This is a genomic window from Streptomyces justiciae (assembly GCF_015163075.1).
GTDB classification, from domain to species: domain Bacteria; phylum Actinomycetota; class Actinomycetes; order Streptomycetales; family Streptomycetaceae; genus Streptomyces; species Streptomyces justiciae.
On the sequence record NZ_JADDXU010000016.1, the window covers coordinates 206,395 to 225,430 of the forward strand.

The following is a 19,036-nucleotide window of genomic DNA, read 5'->3' on the forward strand; positions in this document are numbered from 1 at the left end:
GGTCCGTCACCCCACGTAGGTGACGAGCGGGAGCTTGTCGACGCGGATCGCCGTCGCCTTGTACTCGGCGGTCCCCGCGATCGGGCAACGGGCCGCCGGTGCCTGCTGATCGGCGTCCGCCTCGTCGTCGGGGACGCGCAGGGTCGTGAAGGCGAGCCCCGGGCGCAGCGCGGTGTCGATCCACACGGAGGCGACGACCGAGCCACGCCGCGAGGTGATCTGCACCTTCTCCCCGACCACGACTCCGTACCGCTCGGCGTCCTCCGGACACAGCTCGACGCACTCCCCGCGGCGCGACGGGGACGGTGAACTCCCTCCCGGGACAAGGAGGTTGTCGGAGTCGAGGCGGCGGCCCGTGGTGAGGCGGATCGGGAACCGCTCGTCGGTGAGGTCGGTCGGCGGGACATGCGGCACCAGCCCGAAGGGCGCGCGCCTGCCGCGCCGCGCCGGGTCGGCCTCCCACAACCTGCCGTGCAGGTACGGCGGTTCGAGATCGCGGGTGCTCGGGCAGGGCCACTGGAGGCCGTCGTGCTCCTCCAGGCGCCGGTACGTCATCCCGTAGTGGTCCGGCGACACCGACCGCAGCTCGTTCCAGACGGCCTCGGCGTCGGCGTACGCCCACACATGCCCGAGACGCCCGGCCAGATCGCGGATGATGTCGACGTCCCCGCGGGCCTCCCCGGGCGGATCGACGGCCTTGCGCACGCGCTGAACTCGCCGCTCACTGTTGGTGGTCGTGCCCTCGGACTCCGCCCAGCCCGAGGCCGCGGGCAGCACGACGTCCGCCAACTCCGCGGTGCTCGTGCGGAACACGTCCTGCACCACCAGGAAGTCCAGCGCCTTCAGACGCCGCACCGCCTGACCGCCGTCGCCCTCGGACGACCGCGCCGGGTCCTCGCCGACGCAGTACACCGCGCGCACACCGCCCGTCTCCATCTCCTCGAACATCTCCGCCAGGTCCAGCCCGTGGTGCGGCGGCAAGGCGGTGCCCCACGCCGACTCGCACCGCAGCCGCGCGTCGAGGTCGAGGACGTCCTGGAAGCCGGGCAGCCGGTGCGGCACGGCTCCCATGTCGATGGCACCCTGGACGTTGTTCCGGCCGCACAACGGCTGAAGTCCCGCGCCGGCACGGCCCACTTGACCGGTCAGCAGCGCGAGGTCGATCAGGGCCCGCACGTTGTCCGTGCCGTTGCGGTGCTCGGTGACCCCGAGGGTCCAGCAGAGCTGGGCGCGCTCGGCCCGGCCGTACGCGTGCGCCAACTCCCTGATGGCCGGGGCCGGTACGCCGGTCACCTTCTGCGCGAGCGACAGCGTCCACGGCTCCACGAGCGCCCGGTACTCCTCGAAGCCGCTCGTGGCCCGCCCGACGAACGTCTCGTCGACCAGGCCCGCCTGGATGATCTCCCGCCCGACGGCCTGCGCCAGCGCGATGTCCGTACCGACGTTGAGCCCGAGCCAGCCCTCCGCCCACTCCGCGGTCGACGTCCGCCGCGGGTCGACCACGTACAGGCGGGCACCGGCCTGTACGCCCTTCAGCACATGCTGGAAGAAGACCGGGTGCGCCACCCGGGCGTTGGAGCCCCACAGCACCACGACATCGGTCCGCTCGATCTCCTCGTACGACGACGTCCCGCCCCCCGCGCCGAACGCGGCCGCCAGCCCCTCGACGCTCGGGGCGTGACATCTGCGGTCGCTGGAGTCGACGTTGTTGGTGCCCATCACGACCCGGGCGAACTTCTGCGCCAGATAGTTCGCCTCGTTGGTCGCCCGGGCACACGACAGCATCCCGAACGCCCCGCGATGCCGCCGCAGCCCTCGCGCCACCCGGTCCAGCGCCTCGTCCCAACTCGCCCGCCGGAACTCCTCGTCACGCGTGTCCCGCACGAGCGGATGCGTGAGCCGCGGATACGCCTTCTGCCGGCGTTCGTTCATGCGGCGGCCTGGTGGGCGAGGAGGTCGCTGAGGGCGTGGATGGTGGTGAGGGTGGGGGTGGGGGTGTGGGTGAGGGTGGCGAGTTCGAGGACGGCGGTGAGGAGGACGTCGAGTTCGAGGGGTTTGCCCGCTTCGAGGTCTTGGAGGGTGCTGGTGCGGTGGTCGCCGACTTTTTCGGCGCCGGCGAGGCGGCGTTCGATGGTGATGTCGGGGTGGCAGTCGAGGGCGGCTGCGACGGCGAGGGTTTCTTCCATCATGGTGTGGATGACGTGGCGGGTGCCGTGGTGGTGGCACATTTGTCGCATGGTGGCGCGGGCGAGGGCGCTGATGGGGTTGAAGGAGATGTTGCCCAGCAGTTTGAGCCAGATGTCGTTGCGGAGGTCGGTTTCGACGGGGCATTTGAGTCCGCCGGCCTGCATGGCCTGGCTGAAGTCGAGGCAGCGGGGGGAGAGGCTGCGGTCGGGTTCGCCGATGGAGAAGCGGGTGCCTTCCAGGTGCCGCACCACACCCGGGGCTTCGAGTTCGGTGGCCGCGTAGACGACGCAGCCGATGGCCCGTTCGGGGGCGAGGACCTTACTGACCGCCCCGCCCGGATCGACACTTTCGAGCCGGCGCCCGTCGTGGGGTCCGCCGTGGGCGTGGAAGTACCACCAGGGGATGCCGTTCTGGGCGGCGATGACGGCCGTATCGGAGTGGAGGAGGGGTTCGATGAGCGGCCCGCACGCCGCGTACGAGGTGGCCTTCAGCCCCAGGAACACATAATCGACCGGGCCGATCTCCGTCGGGTCGTCGGTGGCGTGCGCCTTCGCGGTGAAGTCGCCGCGGGGGGAGTGGATTTGGACGCCGTGTTGCCTCATGGCCGCGAGGTGCGGTCCACGGGCGATGAGGTGGACGTCGGCGCCTGCGCGGTGCAGGGCGGCGCCGACGTAGGCGCCGATGGCTCCGGCGCCGAGGACTGCGACTTTCATGCTGGGGGAGCTCCGTTCGGTCGAGGGTGTACCGCGGAACCGTCGAACTGAGTCGACGCCATATTGTCTACAGTATGTAACTCGGGGCGGCAAGGGTTCGCGCGGCAGTTGACCGCGGCCGACCGCGTCCGGAAACCGGGTGGTCCGACCGTTCGGCGCGCCCCGCATACCGCTCATCGCATACGGTCGACGTGCCGCCTTCTCAACTCCCGTGTATCTCCCTACTGTCCGGGATCATGAGTCCCCCTGTCGCACCGGCCGGCTGGAGCCGCTGGCTCGTTCCCCCCGCCGCCCTCTCGGTCCACCTCTCTATCGGTCAGGCCTACGCCTGGTCCGTGTTCAAGCCGCCTCTGGAGTCCGCGCTCGGTCTGAGCGGCACCCAGAGCGCGCTGCCCTTCCAGCTCGGCATCGTCATGCTCGGCCTGTCCGCCGCCTTCGGCGGCACGCTCGTGGAGCGCAACGGGCCGCGCTGGGCGATGACCGTCGCGTTGATCTGCTTCTCGTCCGGGTTCCTGCTCTCCGCGCTGGGCGCGGTCACCGAGCAGTACTGGCTGATCGTCCTCGGCTACGGCTTCGTCGGCGGCATCGGCCTCGGCATCGGCTACATCTCGCCCGTCTCCACCCTGATCAAGTGGTTCCCGGACCGGCCCGGCATGGCCACCGGCATCGCCATCATGGGCTTCGGCGGCGGCGCGCTGATCGCCTCGCCGTGGTCGGCGCAGATGCTGGAGTCGTTCGGCTCCGACAGCTCCGGGATCGCGCTGGCGTTCCTCGTGCACGGGCTGTCGTACGCCGTCTTCATGACGCTCGGCGTGCTGCTCGTACGGGTGCCGCGCACCGAGAAGCCGGTGGAGGGGGCGCCGAGCATCACCTCCGGGCCGCAGGTCTCGGCGCGCAGTGCCGTGCGCACCCCGCAGTTCTGGTGTCTGTGGGTCGTGCTCTGCATGAACGTGACCGCGGGCATTGGCATCCTGGAGAAGGCCGCTCCGATGATCACGGACTTCTTCAAGGACAGTTCGACAACGGTGTCAGCGTCCGCCGCGGCCGGTTTCGTCGCGCTGCTGTCCGCGGCCAACATGGCGGGCCGGATCGGCTGGTCGTCCACCTCGGACCTGATCGGCCGGAAGAACATCTACCGCCTCTATCTGGGCGCGGGCGCGCTGATGTACCTGCTCATCGCGCTGGTCGGCGACTCGTCCAAGCCGCTGTTCGTGCTCTGCGCGCTGGTGATCCTGTCCTTCTACGGCGGTGGTTTCGCGACGATCCCCGCCTATCTGAAGGACCTCTTCGGGACGTACCAGGTCGGTGCCATCCACGGGCGGCTGCTCACCGCCTGGTCCACGGCCGGTGTGCTCGGGCCGCTGATCGTGAACTGGATCGCCGACCGGCAGGAGGAGGCCGGCAAGAGCGGTTCCTCCCTCTACACCCTGTCCCTGTTCATCATGATCGGGCTGCTGGCGATCGGGTTCGTCGCGAACGAGTTCGTCCGGCCCGTCCACTCCCGCCACCACATCCCCGCACCGAGGGAGGCCGCCGATGTCGCAGAACGACAGCAGTCCGCAGAGTCCGCCTGACCGGCGGCCGCTGATCGCCTTCGCCTGGGTGTGGGTGGGGGTGCCGCTCGCCTACGGGGTGTACGAGCTCGTACAGAAGGCGACGCAGCTGTTCACCGGGTGACTGTTCGGTAGGTGTTCGGGCGTCCGACCGTCAGGTGGTCGGGCGTCCGAGGGCCTGACAGAAGCCGACAACCCCGGCGCCCGATTCCTGTCGCCTTACCTGACGTCGTACCCGTGAGTCACTGATCAGACTGGTGGATCCCGGCACCCAAGGCACTGAGGGGGACCACCCAATGAACGGCTCGCGTATCGCCGCCGTCGGCCACTACCAGCCCGCCAAGGTACTCACCAACGAGGACCTGGCGGGCATGGTGGACACCAGTGACGAGTGGATCAGGAGCCGGGTGGGCATCCGTACGCGGCACATCGCCGGGCCCGACGAGCCCGTCGACGAGCTGGCCGCGCACGCCGCCGCCAAGGCGCTCGCCGCGGCCGGGCTCGCCCCCGGTGACATCGACCTGGTCCTGGTGGCCACGTCGACCGCCGTCGACCGGTCCCCGAACATGGCCGCCCGGGTCGCCGCCCGGCTCGGCATCCCCTCGCCGGCCGCGATGGATGTCAACGTGGTGTGCGCGGGCTTCACGCATGCGCTGGCCACCGCCGACCACGCCGTGCGGGCCGGGGCGGCGGCGCGGGCGCTCGTCATCGGCGCCGACAAGATGTCCGAGGTCACCGACTGGACCGACCGCACCACCTGTGTGCTCGTCGGGGACGGCGCGGGGGCCGCGGTCGTCGAGGCGTGCGCGCCGGGCGAGGAGGCCGGCATCGGGCCGGTGCTGTGGGGGTCGGTGCCCGAGATGGGGCACGCGGTGCGCATCGAGGGCCAGCCCGCGCGGTTCGCCCAGGAGGGGCAGAGCGTGTACCGGTGGGCGACCACCCAGCTGCCGCCGATCGCCCGCAACGCCTGCGAGAAGGCGGGGCTCGCGCCCGAGGACCTCGCCGGGGTCGTGCTGCACCAGGCCAATCTGCGGATCATCGAGCCCCTCGCCCAGAAGATCGGCGCCGTCAATGCGGTCGTGGCCCGCGATGTCGCCGAGTCGGGCAACACGTCGGCGGCCAGCATTCCGCTCGCCTTCTCCAAGCTGGTCGAGCAGGGGGCGCTGTCCTCCGGGGACCCGGTGCTGCTGTTCGGGTTCGGGGGGAACCTGTCGTACGCGGGGCAGGTCGTGCGGTGCCCGTGAGGCGCCCATGACAGGGAGGCGCCGTAGACTGTAGACGAAAGCCAATTCATACTGGCTTTCGGCTGCAACTGCCCGCGCTGCCCGGAGGGGGACGACCGATGTTGTCGACGACTGGCCTGCCGCAGGGTGCGGTGCCCAAGCTCGAACGTCCCGGCCCGCTGCGGGACCGTGTCTACGAGGCGCTCCTCGAACTCATCACCACCCGTGCCCTGCAACCCGGCCAGCATCTGGTCGAGAGCGAGCTCGCCGGGCATCTCGGGGTCTCACGGCAGCCGGTGCGCGAGGCGTTGCAGCGGCTGAACACCGAGGGGTGGGTAGACCTGCGGCCCGCTCAGGGCGCGTTCGTGCACGAGCCCACCGAGGAGGAAGCCGACCAACTCCTCACCGTACGCACGCTGTTGGAGGCCGAGGCGGCCCGGCTCGCCGCGGTCAACGCGGACAGTGCCGGTATCGCGGCCCTGCGGGACATCCTGGCGGAGGGCCTGGCGGCCGTCGCCGCGGACGACGTGGACGCGGCCGTCGTCCTCAACGCCCGTTTCCACGCCACGGTCATGCGGCTGGCGGGCAACGCGGTCCTCGCGGAGCTGGCCGCCCAGGTCGACCGGCGGGTCCGCTGGTACTACACGCCGGTCGCCCGGCAGCGCGGCCGGCAGTCCTGGATCGAGCACCGCGACCTGATCGCCGCGATCGAGGCACGGGACGAGGCACTGGCGACCCGCCTCATGCGCGAGCACACGGAGCACACGCGCCGCTCGTATCACGCCCGCGCCAAGTCCTGAGCCTCGCCGTTCTCGGCACCCTTCTCGCACCACCGCGCCTCCACCGCCAGCATCGTCACCAACACCGCCACCAGGGCGAGCAGTTCGACCACCGCCGAGCTGTGCGCGCCCAGCAGCGCCGTCGCCAGAGCCACCGGCGCGGCCGTCGCGCGGAAGCGGACGGGGTGCAGGCGCAGGGCCGCGCGGAAGGCCACGTCGCCGGCGAGGAAGAGGGCGACGCCGCCCGCGAGGGCCAACGCCGGGCCGGTGTGGAGGTGTTCGGTGAGGTGGCCGAGGGTCTTCTTCACGCCCGCGGCGAGGAAGGCGATGCCGAGCAGCATCGGCAGGAAGGCGTAGTAGTAGGCGTTCATCGCCAGCCGGAACCGGGCCGGCGCGGGCGTGGCACGGAAGACCTCCTCGGCCAGTTCCTCGTCCCGGACGAAGTACGTCCACCACAGGGCCGTCGCCAGCGCGAGCGCCAGGAACGCGCCGCCGAACAGGCCCGCCGTGAGCGGCAGATCGCCGATGCCGATGCCGATCGCGATGACGGACTCGCCGAACGCGACGATGAGCAGCAGTCCGTGCCGCTCCACGAAGTGCGCGGGGTTGAGGCTGCCGAGCTGGGCGCGCAGCGCCTCCGGTGTGCGGCCGTCCGACCGGCCCGGGCCGCGCTCGGCGATGTACGGCGTCACGAACTGCAGGGCCAGCGCCAGCAGCCACAGCCCGTCCGCGGCGAGGCCGTCGAAGAGGCCCGCCACCGTCACCGAGACGGCGGCCAGCGCGTTCGGGACGCCGTACCAGATCGAGTCCCGGCCGTGGCTGCGGGTGTAGAGCGCGGTGTGCACGACGACGACCAGCAGGAAACCGAGTCCGAAGACCACGCCGGTGTCGTCGAAGACGCGCGGGACCGCCAGCGCGCAGACCATGAATCCGCCCATGCCGAGTATGAGCCCCAGCCGCCGTGACGGGCGGTCCGGCGGGACCTGGTTGGTGAGGTACGCGTAGGCGCCGTACATCCAGAACAGCACGAGGAAGATGAGCGCGACGCGTGCGGCCGTGGCGAAGGACAGGTCACCGGCGAGCAGCACGGTGAGCTGGGTGAGGGTGAAGACGAAGACGAGGTCGAAGAAGAGCTCGAGCGTCGTGACCCTGCGGTCCGGTTCCCGGTTCGGTTCCTCCGCTGCGGAGTTCATGTGGTCCCCCTGTGTCGACGTTGATCAGATCGTATGGGGGGGCACCGCGCCGGGCCGCGTGGGTGGGGCGGCGCACCCGCCTTTGTCCTGTGAGTGGAAGAAGTCGACACCAATTCGTGCACAGCTTCTTCCCAGGTACGGCAGCCGCTGCTACGTTCCCCTCGAAAGCACGACGGCAGTCGGCCGGTCGAGGCGGGGAGGGGCATGTGAGACGTATGACGGCACGTCCCGCCAACACGCATCAGGCCCGGCTGCTCAAGCTGCTGCGCGACGGGGGTCCCAACTCCCGGGCGCAGCTGGGCGATCAGGTCGACCTGTCGCGGTCCAAGCTGGCCGTGGAGGTGGACCGGCTGCTGGAGACGGGCCTGGTCGTGGCCGACGGACTCGCCGCCTCGCGCGGTGGCCGCCGCTCCCACAACATCCGGCTCAACCCGGGACTGCGCTTCCTCGGCGTCGACATCGGCGCGACCTCGGTCGACGTCGCCGTCACCAACGCCGAACTGGAGATCCTCGGCCATCTCAACCAGCCCATGGACGTCCGCGAAGGGCCGGTCGCGGTCTTCGAGCAAGTCCTGTCCATGGCCGCCAAGTTGAAGGCCACCGGGCTCGCGGAGGGCTTCGACGGCGCCGGTATCGGTGTCCCGGGGCCGGTCCGGTTTCCCGAGGGTGTGCCGGTGGCGCCGCCGATCATGCCGGGCTGGGACGGCTTCCCGGTGCGGGAGGCGCTCAGCCAGGAGCTCGGCTGCCCGGTGATGGTCGACAACGACGTGAACCTGATGGCGATGGGGGAGCAGCACGCGGGCGTTGCCCGTTCCGTGGGCGACTTCCTCTGCGTCAAGATCGGTACCGGTATCGGCTGCGGGATCGTCGTCGGCGGGGACGTCCACCGGGGTGTCACCGGCAGCGCGGGCGACATCGGACACATCCAGGCGGTGCCCGACGGACGGCCCTGCGCCTGCGGCAACCGGGGCTGCCTGGAAGCCCACTTCAGCGGGGCGGCCCTCGCCCGGGACGCCGTGGAGGCGGCCCAGCAGGGACTGTCGGCGGAACTCGCCGGCCGGCTGGAGACCAACGGCACCCTGACCGCCGTCGACGTGGCCGCCGCGGCCGCCGCCGGCGACGCCACCGCCCTCGACCTGATCCGCGAGGGCGGCAACCACACCGGCCAGGTCATCGCCGGCCTGGTCAGCTTCTTCAACCCCGGCCTGGTGGTGATCGGCGGTGGCGTGACCGGCCTCGGCCACACCCTGCTGGCCGCGATCCGCACCCAGGTCTACCGCCAGTCCCTGCCGCTCGCGACCGGCAACCTGCCCATCGTTCTGGGGGAGTTGGGCCCCACCGCCGGAGTCATCGGCGCGGCCCGACTGATCAGCGACCACCTGTTCTCACCCGCGTAGGCCCGACCTCCGTACAGCTTCGGTACCGCACCCCTGCTTCGCCCTGCCCTGAAACCGGCCCGCACGCCCGCCAAGGGGAATCCGCATGGCACCAGAACCTCCGCTGCTCACCATGTCCGGCATCACCAAGTCCTTCCCCGGAGTCCGGGCCCTCGACGGCGTCGACCTCGACGTCCAGGCGGGTGAAGTGCACTGCCTCCTCGGTCAGAACGGGGCCGGGAAGTCCACCCTCATCAAGGTGCTGGCCGGTGCCCACCAGCCCGACGACGGCGTGATCAGCTGGCGCGGCGAACCGGTCACCCTGCGCTCGCCCATCGCCGCCATGCGCCTCGGCATCGCCACCATCTACCAGGAACTCGACCTGGTGGAGCATCTGTCGGTGGCCGAGAACGTCCACCTCGGCCATGAACCGACGACCGCCGGTTTCGTCGTACGAAGGCGGAGCGCGCGGGCCTCGACGGCCCAGCTCCTGAAGCGGCTCGGGCACGCGGAGATCGAACCGGGGCGCCTGGTCGGCGAGTTGTCGGCGGCCCAGCAGCAGATCGTCTCCATGGCGCGGGCCCTCTCCCACGACGTACGGCTCATCGTCATGGACGAGCCGTCCGCCGCCCTCGACCCGGACGAGGTGGACAACCTCTTCCGCATCGTCGGCGACCTCACCGCCGACGGTGTCGCCGTCGTCTACATCTCCCACCGGCTGGAGGAGATCCGGCGCATCGGCGACCGGGTGACCGTGCTGAAGGACGGCCGGGCCGTCGCGGGCGGACTGCCCGCGAAGACGACGCCGACCAGCGAGGTCGTGGCACTGATGACGGGCCGCAACGTCGAGTACGTCTTCCCCGACCGGCCCACCGCCGCCCCCGAGGGCACCCCGGTCCTGGAGGTGCGCGGGCTCGCCCGGGAGGGCGAGTTCGAGCCGCTCGACCTCACCGTGCACCCCGGGGAGATCGTCGGCCTCGCCGGACTGGTCGGCTCGGGGCGGTCCGAGATCCTGGAGACGATCTACGGGGCGCGGAAGCCCTCGGCCGGTCAAGTGAGCGTCGACGGACGGCCGTTGAAGACGGGCAGCGTGCGTGCCGCCGTCCGCGCCGGACTCGGGCTCGCCCCCGAGGAACGCAAGGCGCAGGCGCTGCTGATGCTGGAGTCCGTCACCCGCAACGTCTCGGTCTCCTCCATGTCCCGCTTCTCGCGCGGCGGTTGGCTCGACCGGGGCGCCGAGCGGGGCGCGGCCCGGGCCGCCACCCGGGAACTGTCGCTGCGGCCCGACAATCCCTCCGTGCCGGTCCGTACCCTGTCCGGCGGCAACCAGCAGAAGGCCGTCCTGGCCCGCTGGCTGCTGCGCGGCTGCCGGGTCCTGCTGCTCGACGAGCCGACCCGAGGCGTCGACGTCGGCGCCCGCGCCGAGCTGTACGCGGTGATCCGCCGCCTCGCCGACGAGGGTCTGGCCGTGCTGCTGGTCTCCAGCGAGGTCCCCGAGGTGCTCGGCCTCGCCGACCGCGTCCTGGTGCTGCGCGAGGGGCGCGTCGTCCACACCGCCCCCGCCCGCGAGCTCGACGAACACCGCGTACTCGACCTCGTCATGGAAGGAAGTCCGGCGTCATGACGCAGCATGCCTCCCCGCCCCGGGACGACACCGGCAAGGTGCCGTCGGCCGGTCAACCCCCCGTCTGGCGCGGTCTGTTCGCCCACGCCGACGTCCGTACCCTGTCCCTCCTCGGGGTGCTCGCCGCGCTGATCCTGGTCGGCGGCATCACCAAGCCGGACGAGTTCCTCGACACCCGCAACCTCCAACTCGTCCTCACCCAGGCCTCCGTGATCGGTGTCGTCACCGTCGGCATGACCTTCGTGATCATGTCGGGCGGCATCGACCTGTCCGTCGGCGCGATCGTCGCCCTCGCCTCCGTGTGGGCCACCACGGTCGCCACCCAGGAGTACGGCTTCGGCGGCATCCTCCTCACCGCGGTGCTCGTCGGCCTCGGCTGCGGCCTGGTCAACGGACTGCTCATCGCGTACGGCGGGATGGTCCCGTTCATCGCCACCCTCGCCATGCTCGCCTCGGCGCGCGGCCTCGCCCTCCAGATCACCGACGGCAAGACGCAGATCGTCACCGTCGACTCCGTCCTCGACCTCGGTCTGCGCGACGCGTACGTGCTCGGCATCCCGCCGCTCGTCATGGTCTTCGCCGTCGTCACCGTCATCGGCTGGCTGGTCCTCAACCGCACCACCTTCGGCCGCCGCACGGTCGCCGTCGGCGGCAACGCGGAGGCCGCCCGCCTCGCCGGCATCGACGTCCGCCGCCAGCGCCTCTACCTCTACCTGCTGTCCGGGCTGTGCTGCGGCATCGCCGCCTTCCTGCTGATCATCCTGTCCGGCTCCGGCCAGAACACCAACGGCAACCTCTACGAGCTCGACGCGATCGCCGCCGCGATCATCGGCGGCACGCTGCTCAGCGGCGGCCGCGGCACCATCACCGGCTCCGTGCTCGGGGTCCTGATCTTCACCACGATCACCAACATCTTCGCCCTGAACAACCTGCAGAGCGACGTCCAGCAGATCGCCAAGGGCGCGATCATCGTCGCCGCCGTGCTGGTCCAGCGCCGTACCGCAAGCACGACCTGAGGAAAGGGTTCACCGCCATGACACAGCTCCCCACACGCAGAGGACTGCTCTTCGGGGCCGCCGCCGTTTCCGCGGGTGCCGTCCTCGCAGGTTGCACGAGTAACGACTCCGACGACGAACCGGCCGCCAACGACCAGCCGGCCGCCGACGACAAGCCCGGCAAGGCCGTCACCATCGGCTTCGCCGGCCCGCAGGCCGACCACGGCTGGCTCAACGCCATCAACGACAACGCCAAGTCGCGGGCGAAGAAGTACTCCGACGTCACCCTGGAGATCACCGAGGGCTCCAACGACACCGCCCAGCAGATCGGCCAGATCGAGACCCTCATCAACAAGAAGGTCGACGTCCTGGTGATCCTGCCCGCCGACGGCAAGGCCCTCACCCAGGTCGGTCTGAAGGCGATGCGCGCCGGGATACCCGTCATCAACCTCGACCGCATCTTCAACTCCCCGCAGGCGTACCGCTGCTGGATCGGCGGCGACAACTACGGCATGGGCCTCAACGCCGGGCACTACATCGGTGAGAAGCTCAAGGGGAAGTCGGACGCCCGGGTGATCGAGCTGGCCGGCCTTGACAACCTGGAGCTCACCCAGCAGCGCACCAAGGGCTTCGACGACGCCCTGAAGAACTATCCCAACGTCAAGAAGGTGGCCCGGCAGGCCGCCGAGTTCACGGTGGAGTCCGGGCAGGCCAAGATGGCCCAACTCCTCCAGGCCCAGTCGAAGTTCGACGCGCTGTGGAACCACGACGACGACCAGGGCGTGGGCGCGCTGAGGGCCATCGAGCAGGCCGGCCGCGACGACTTCCTGATGGTCGGCGGCGCGGGCGCCCTGTCCGCCTTCCAGGCCATCAAGAAGGACGACGGCGTCCTCAAGGCGACCGTCCTGTACCCGCCGACCATGGCCGCGTCCGCGATCGACCTTGCCCGCGCCCTCGGCCAGAGCAAGGGCGTCGGCGGCCTCGCCGAGTTCGAGATCCCGGCGTCGATCACGCTCTACTCGGCCGTCGTCGACAAGACCAACGTCGACCAGTACATGTCCACCGGCTTCAAGTGAGCCGCTCCGCCCGGCGGACCGGACGACTCCGCCGGGCGGACCGCACCCCCCACCGCGCCACGACGACGAGGAGGACATTGCGCATGGCACAGCCGCAGCAGTCAGAAGGGCCCGAGAAGCCGCCGCTTCGGGTCGGCATGGTCGGTTACGCCTTCATGGGCGCCGCCCATTCCCAGGGCTGGCGCACCGTGGGACGCGTCTTCGACCTGCCCCGGCAGCCGGTCCTGTCCGCGATCTGCGGGCGCGACCCGGACGCCGTGCGGGCGGCGGCCGACAAGCACGGCTGGGCGGCGGCCGAGACCGACTGGCGTGCGCTGATCGCCCGCGACGACGTCGACCTCGTCGACATCTGCACCCCCGGCGACAGCCACGCCGACATCGCCGTCGCGGCCCTCGCGGCGGGCAAGCACGTGCTGTGCGAGAAGCCCCTGGCGAACTCCGTCGAGGAGGCCGAGAACATGACGCGGGCGGCCGAAGAGGCCCACGCGCGCGGCCAGTTGGCGATGGTCGGGTTCAACTACCGCCGGGTGCCCGCCACCGCGCTCGCCCGGAACATGATCGCCGAGGGCCGCATCGGAAAACTGCGGCACGTGCGGGTGGCGTACCTCCAGGACTGGCTCGTGGACCCGGAGTTCCCGCTCACCTGGCGGCTGCGCAAGGAGTACGCCGGCTCGGGCGCGCTCGGCGACCTCGGCGCCCACATCATCGACCTCGCCCAGCATCTGGCGGGGGAGCGGCTGGCCGGGGTGTCCGCGATGACGGAGACCTTCGTCCACGAACGGCCCCTGCCGGCCGGCGGGGTGAAGGGCCTGTCTGCCGTGTCGGCCGGCGGCACCGCCCCGGTCACCGTCGACGACGCCGCACTCTTCACCGGCCGCTTCGCCTCCGGCGCCCTCGCCTCCTTCGAGGCCACCCGCTACGCCACTGGCCGCAAGAACGCCCTGCGCATCGAACTCAACGGTGACAAAGGCTCGTTGGCGTTCGACCTGGAACGCCTCAACGAACTCTCGTACCACGACGGCACCGAGCCCGGCGCGCACGCCGGCTTCCGCCGCATCCTCGTCACCGAGCCCGACCACCCCTACCTGGAGGGCTGGTGGCCGCCCGGCCACGGCCTCGGCTACGAGCACTCCTTCGTCCACCAGGCCCGCGACCTCGTCCACGCCGTCGCCGAGGGCCGCCGCCCCGACCCGTCCTTCGCGGACGGGCTCCAGGTACAGCGGGTGCTCGCCGCGGTGGAGGAGAGCGCCGAGAAGAACTCCGTCTACACGCCCGTCGCTGTCTGAGGAGGGTTTTCCCCTATGCCGCGCCAGTTCACGCTCTTCACCGGTCAGTGGGCGGACCTCCCCCTGGAGGAGGTGTGCCGCCTGGCCCGGGACTTCGGCTACGACGGCCTCGAACTCGCCTGCTGGGGCGACCACTTCGAGGTCGACAAGGCCCTCGCCGACCCCGGCTATGTGAAGTTCCGGCACCAACTCCTCGACAAGTACGGCCTGAAGTGCTGGGCGATCTCCAACCACCTCGTCGGGCAGGCGGTCTGCGACGCGATCATCGACGAACGCCATCAGGCGATCCTGCCAGGGGAGATCTGGGGTGACGGTGATGCGGAGGGGGTGCGGCAGCGGGCGGCGGCCCGTATCGCGGACACCGCGCGGGCTGCGGCCGCGTTCGGCGTCGACACGGTGATCGGGTTCACCGGCTCGGCGATCTGGCATCTCGTCGCGATGTTCCCGCCCGCGCCGGAGGCGATGATCGAGCGTGGCTACGAGGACTTCGCGGCCCGCTGGAACCCGATCCTGGACGTCTTCGACGCCGAGGGCGTGCGCTTCGCGCACGAGGTGCATCCCAGCGAGATCGCCTACGACTACTGGACCACCCAACGCGCCCTGGAAGCCGTCGATCACCGGCCGGCGTTCGGCCTGAACTTCGACCCCTCGCATTTCGTGTGGCAGGACCTGGACCCAGTCGGCTTCCTGTACGACTTCCGCGACCGGATCTACCACGTCGACTGCAAGGAGGCCCGCAAGCGCCTGGACGGCCGCAACGGACGCCTGGGCTCCCATCTGCCGTGGGGCGACCCGCGCCGCGGCTGGGACTTCGTCTCCGCCGGACACGGCGACGTCCCCTGGGAGGACGTCTTCCGCATGCTGCGCTCGATCGGCTACGACGGGCCGGTCTCGGTGGAGTGGGAGGACGCCGGCATGGACCGCCTCCAGGGCGCCCCCGAGGCGCTGCGCAGTCTCAAGGCGTACGACTTCGAGCCCCCGACCACCTCCTTCGACGCGGCGTTCGGCAACTGACTCTTCCGTGAGCCCTCCGGGATGACGGCGCATCCCGGCGTACCGCACCGCACCCGCCCGTACAACCGGCCCCACTCCGGAGGCATTCGTGCACGGGAAATCCCGCAACTCCAGCCCCGACAGATCCGAGAGCCACAGAGGACCCCGTACGTTCCGCAAGACGATGGCGTTCTTGAGCGGCGCGCTGCTGATGGGCGCCTCGCTCACCCTCACCGCTCCCCAGGCCGGCGCAGCCGTCGCCGAGCCTGCGCGGTCCTCGGCGGCCGCCGAGGACTTCCAGCAGGTCACCCTCGCCAAGGGGGAACCGGAGGTCGGCGAGCCCATGTCGCTCGCCGTCCTCCCGGACCGCTCGGTCCTGCACACCTCGCGCGACGGTGAGCTGCGGATGACGGACGCCGCGGGCACCACGCGGCTGATCGGCAAGCTCGACGTCTACTCCCACGACGAGGAGGGCCTCCAAGGCGTGGGCGTGGACCCGGACTTCGCCACCAACCGGGCCATCTACCTGTACTACGCACCGCCGTTGACCACCCCCGCGGGCGACGCCCCCGAGACCGGTACCGCCGCCGACTTCGCACCCTTCGACGGTGTCAACCGGCTCTCCCGGTTCACGTTGAACGCCGACGGCACCCTCGACAAGGCCAGCGAGAAGAAGGTCCTCGACGTCCCCGCCACCCGCGGCCTGTGCTGCCACGTCGGCGGCGACATCGACTTCGACGCGGCCGGCAACCTGTATCTGTCGACGGGCGACGACACCAACCCGTTCCAGTCGGACGGCTTCACCCCGATCGACGAGCGCGCGAACCGCAACCCCGGCTTCGACGCCCAGCGTTCGGCCGGCAACACCAACGACCTGCGCGGCAAGATCCTGCGCATCAAGGTCGCCGCCGACGGCTCCTACACCGTCCCCGAGGGCAACCTCTTCGCCCCCGGCACGGACAGGACCCGGCCCGAGATCTACGCCATGGGCTTCCGCAACCCCTTCCGCTTCAGCGTCGACAAGGCGACCGGCATCCTCTACGTCGGCGACTACGGTCCCGACGCGGGCGCCGCCGACCCGGCCCGCGGACCGGCGGGACAGGTCGAGTTCGCGCGCGTCACCGGCCCGGGCAACTTCGGCTGGCCGTACTGCACCGGCGACAACGATGCCTACGTCGACCACGACTTCGCCACCGGCACCTCCGGCGCGTCCTTCGACTGCGGCGCCCCGAAGAACACCTCCCCGCACAACACCGGCCTCACCGACCTTCCCCCGGCGCAGGCCGCCTGGATCCCCTACGACGGCGGCTCCGTACCGGAGTTCGGCACCGGCTCCGAGTCCCCGATGGGCGGCCCGGTCTACCACTACGACGCCTCCCTCGACTCGCCCGTGAAGTTCCCCGAGGCCTACGACGGCGACTTCTTCGCCGGGGAGTTCGGCCGCCGCTGGATCAAGCGCATCACCAGCGACGCCTCCGGCACCGTCCAGTCGATCAACGACGTGCCGTGGACCGGCACCCAGGTGATGGACATGGCCTTCGGACCGGACGGCGCGCTGTACGTCCTCGACTACGGCGTCTCCTGGTTCGGCGGCGACGAGAACTCCGCCCTGTACCGCATCGAGAACGCCACCGACGGCCACTCGCCCGTCGCCCAGGCCGCCGCGAACCGCACCTCGGGGCAGGCGCCGCTGAAGGTGCAGTTCTCCTCCGAGGGCACCTCCGACCAGGACGGCGACGCCCTCACGTACAGCTGGGACTTCGGCGACGGCGGCACGTCCACGGCGGCGAACCCGACCCACAAGTACACGAAGAACGGCACCTACACCGCGACCCTCACCGCCAAGGACGCCTCCGGGCGCACCGGCAGCGCGAGCGTGCAGATCGTCGTCGGCAACACCGCCCCCAAGGTCACCCTCGAACTCCCGCGTGACGGGCAGCTGTTCAGCTTCGGCGACGCGATCCCGTTCAAGGTGAGGGTCACCGACCCGGAGGACACGACCATCGACTGCTCCAAGGTCACGGTCACCTTCGTCCTCGGCCACGACAGCCACGGTCACCCCGTCACCTCCGCCAACGGCTGCTCCGGCACCATCCAGACCAGCGCCGACGGCGGCCATGACGAGGACGCCGACATCTTCGGCGTGATGGACGCCGAGTACACCGACGGCGGAGGCGGCGGCCAGGCCGCCCTCACCACCCACGACCAGAGCGTGCTCCAGCCCCGGCACCGCCAGGCCGAGCACTTCGGCACCAGCAGCGGCATCTCGGTCATCGCCAAGTCCGCCGCCCACGGCGGCAACACCGTCGGCGACATCGACAACGGCGACTGGATCGCGTTCACGCCGTACGTGCTGAGCAACGCCAAGTCCATCAGCGCCCGCATCTCTTCCGGCGGCGCCGGCGGCACCCTCGAGGTCCGTGCGGGGTCCTCGACCGGCACCCTGCTCGGCACGGCGACCGTGCCCGTGACCGGCGGCTGGGAGAACTTCCAGGACGTCACCGCCGACCTGTCCCGCGCACCCCGCGGAACGACCTCGCTCTACCTCGTCTTCAAGGGCGGCACCGGCAACGGCGCCCTGTTCGACGTGGACGACTTCACCTTCACCACCAGCTGAGAGGAGGTACGTGTGATGCGCCCAACCACCCGTACGGCAACGGCGGTTGCCGGAGCGGCAATCCTCCTGGGCTGTGTCTCGGGACCGGCCGCCTCACAGGGCGGCGACGACGGCAAGCGGGTCCTGGTCTTCTCCAAGACGGCCGGCTTCCGCCACGACTCCATCCCCGAAGGCATAGCGGCGGTACGGCAGCTCGGCGAGACCAACGGCTTCACCGTCGACGCCACCGAGGACGCCGGCGCCTTCACCTCGGGCAACCTGCGCCGCTACGACGCGGTCGTCTTCCTGTCCACCACCGGCGACGTCCTCGACGCCGCCCAGCAGACCGCCTTCGAGGGCTACATCCGGCACGGCGGCGGCTACGTCGGCATCCACGCCGCCGCCGACACCGAGTACGACTGGGCGTTCTACGGCGGGCTCGCCGGCGCCTACTTCCAGTCGCACCCGGCGATCCAGCCCGCGACGGTCACCGTCGAGGACCGCGCCCACCCGGCGACCGCGGGCCTGGCACGGACCTGGAACCGGACCGACGAGTGGTACAACTACCGCTCCAACCCCCGGGAGAAGGCCCACGTCCTCGCCTCCCTCGACGAGTCCTCGTACACCGGCGGCACCATGAACGGCGACCATCCGATCGCCTGGTGCCAGAACTACCAGGGCGGCCGCGCCTTCTACACCGGCGGCGGGCACACCAAGGAGTCGTACGCCGACCCGCTGTTCCGCCAGCACCTGGCAGGCGGAATCCGGTACGCGATCGGCGACGCCCAGGCCGACTGCCGCCCGGAGAACGGCTACCGACCGCTCTTCGACGGCACGTCGCTGGACGGCTGGCAGCAGGCGGGCCCCGGCTCCTTCACCCTCTCCGACGACGGCACGCTCACGTCGTCGGGCGGGATGGGGATGCTCTGGTACGCCGCGTCGGGCTTCACCTCGTACTCCCTGAAGCTCGACTGGAAGATGGCCGGCGACGACAACTCCGGTGTGTTCGTGGGCTTCCCGCCCTCGGACGACCCGTGGTCCGCGGTGAACAACGGCTACGAGATCCAGATCGACGCCACCGACGTACCCGAGAAGACGACGGGCTCCGTCTACGGCTTCCGGTCCGCCGACCTCAAGAAGCGCGACCGCGCGCTGAACCCGCCGGGGGAGTGGAACACGTACGAGATCCGCGTGGAGGGCGAACGGCTCCGCGTCTGGCTCAACGGCGTGAAGATCAACGATTTCACCAACACCGATCCGGCCCGGAGCCTGCGTGACGGACACATCGGCATCCAGAACCACGGAGCCGACGACCAGGTGTCCTTCCGGAACGTCCGGATCAAGGAGCTGCCCGTGAAGACCTCACAGGGCGACTGAGCGGCGGCGGGCGGGGGACGCCGGACCCCCGCCCGCCGTCTTCCCATCCCCCAACAGGGTTTCCC

General features: G+C 70.7%; 15 protein-coding genes. 12 read left to right on the top strand and 3 right to left on the bottom strand.

All coding sequences use genetic code 11. The features are described from left to right. Nucleotides 1-6: 6 nt before the first annotated feature. The gene (locus tag IQ210_RS35785) at nucleotides 7-1,932 is read right to left on the bottom strand and encodes a molybdopterin oxidoreductase family protein (RefSeq protein ID WP_194083374.1); all 1,926 of its coding nucleotides are present in this window, start codon (nucleotides 1,930-1,932) and stop codon (nucleotides 7-9) included. After that, a complete protein-coding gene (locus IQ210_RS35790; RefSeq protein ID WP_194083375.1) occupies nucleotides 1,929-2,900 on the bottom strand; it encodes a 2-dehydropantoate 2-reductase in 972 nt (323 codons plus the stop codon). The genes IQ210_RS35785 and IQ210_RS35790 overlap by 4 nt, the downstream gene beginning before the upstream one ends. Before the next feature lie 236 nt (nucleotides 2,901-3,136). On the opposite strand from IQ210_RS35790, the gene IQ210_RS35795 reads away from it, so the two are divergent. From IQ210_RS35795 to IQ210_RS35810, 4 genes are all read left to right on the top strand, one after another. After that, nucleotides 3,137-4,474 (top strand): OFA family MFS transporter, encoded by a 1,338-nt coding sequence (locus IQ210_RS35795; RefSeq protein WP_194083376.1) that lies wholly within the window; start codon nucleotides 3,137-3,139, stop codon nucleotides 4,472-4,474. After that, nucleotides 4,437-4,577, top strand: coding sequence for an MFS transporter small subunit (locus tag IQ210_RS35800; RefSeq protein WP_194083377.1), 141 nt, complete (start codon nucleotides 4,437-4,439; stop codon nucleotides 4,575-4,577). The genes IQ210_RS35795 and IQ210_RS35800 overlap by 38 nt, the downstream gene beginning before the upstream one ends. 172 nt (nucleotides 4,578-4,749) lie before the next feature. Beyond that, on the top strand, nucleotides 4,750-5,697 hold the full coding sequence (locus IQ210_RS35805) for a beta-ketoacyl-ACP synthase III (protein ID WP_194083378.1): 948 nt from the start codon (nucleotides 4,750-4,752) through the stop codon (nucleotides 5,695-5,697). A 101-nt stretch (nucleotides 5,698-5,798) separates the two neighbouring features. Then, nucleotides 5,799-6,476 (top strand): GntR family transcriptional regulator, encoded by a 678-nt coding sequence (locus IQ210_RS35810; protein WP_407699735.1) that lies wholly within the window; start codon nucleotides 5,799-5,801, stop codon nucleotides 6,474-6,476. On the opposite strand, the gene IQ210_RS35815 is transcribed toward IQ210_RS35810, so the two are convergent. Then, a complete protein-coding gene (locus IQ210_RS35815) occupies nucleotides 6,455-7,648 on the bottom strand; it encodes a low temperature requirement protein A (protein WP_194083380.1) in 1,194 nt (397 codons plus the stop codon). The genes IQ210_RS35810 and IQ210_RS35815 overlap by 22 nt on opposite strands. Before the next feature lie 215 nt (nucleotides 7,649-7,863). On the opposite strand from IQ210_RS35815, the gene IQ210_RS35820 reads away from it, so the two are divergent. The 8 genes from IQ210_RS35820 (at nucleotide 7,864) to IQ210_RS35855 (ending at nucleotide 18,971) form a co-directional block, all read left to right on the top strand. Further along, entirely contained in the window at nucleotides 7,864-9,045 is a 1,182-nt protein-coding gene (locus IQ210_RS35820) for an ROK family transcriptional regulator (protein ID WP_194083381.1), read from the top strand. 85 nt (nucleotides 9,046-9,130) lie between these two features. Then, nucleotides 9,131-10,648, top strand: a complete 1,518-nt coding sequence (locus tag IQ210_RS35825) for a sugar ABC transporter ATP-binding protein (protein WP_194083382.1) — start codon at nucleotides 9,131-9,133, stop codon at nucleotides 10,646-10,648. Next, the gene (locus IQ210_RS35830; protein WP_079309428.1) at nucleotides 10,645-11,664 is read left to right on the top strand and encodes an ABC transporter permease; all 1,020 of its coding nucleotides are present in this window, start codon (nucleotides 10,645-10,647) and stop codon (nucleotides 11,662-11,664) included. The genes IQ210_RS35825 and IQ210_RS35830 overlap by 4 nt, the downstream gene beginning before the upstream one ends. Before the next feature lie 17 nt (nucleotides 11,665-11,681). Continuing rightward, entirely contained in the window at nucleotides 11,682-12,719 is a 1,038-nt protein-coding gene (locus tag IQ210_RS35835) for a substrate-binding domain-containing protein (protein WP_194083383.1), read from the top strand. 83 nt (nucleotides 12,720-12,802) lie between these two features. After that, nucleotides 12,803-14,005 (top strand): Gfo/Idh/MocA family protein, encoded by a 1,203-nt coding sequence (locus IQ210_RS35840; RefSeq protein WP_194083384.1) that lies wholly within the window; start codon nucleotides 12,803-12,805, stop codon nucleotides 14,003-14,005. 15 nt (nucleotides 14,006-14,020) lie between these two features. Then, entirely contained in the window at nucleotides 14,021-15,019 is a 999-nt protein-coding gene (locus IQ210_RS35845) for a sugar phosphate isomerase/epimerase family protein (protein ID WP_194083385.1), read from the top strand. Nucleotides 15,020-15,182: 163 nt separating this feature from the next. After that, nucleotides 15,183-17,615 (top strand): PQQ-dependent sugar dehydrogenase, encoded by a 2,433-nt coding sequence (locus IQ210_RS35850; protein WP_194083386.1) that lies wholly within the window; start codon nucleotides 15,183-15,185, stop codon nucleotides 17,613-17,615. A 15-nt stretch (nucleotides 17,616-17,630) separates the two neighbouring features. Next, on the top strand, nucleotides 17,631-18,971 hold the full coding sequence (locus IQ210_RS35855; protein WP_194083387.1) for a ThuA domain-containing protein: 1,341 nt from the start codon (nucleotides 17,631-17,633) through the stop codon (nucleotides 18,969-18,971). Nucleotides 18,972-19,036 lie beyond the last annotated feature (65 nt).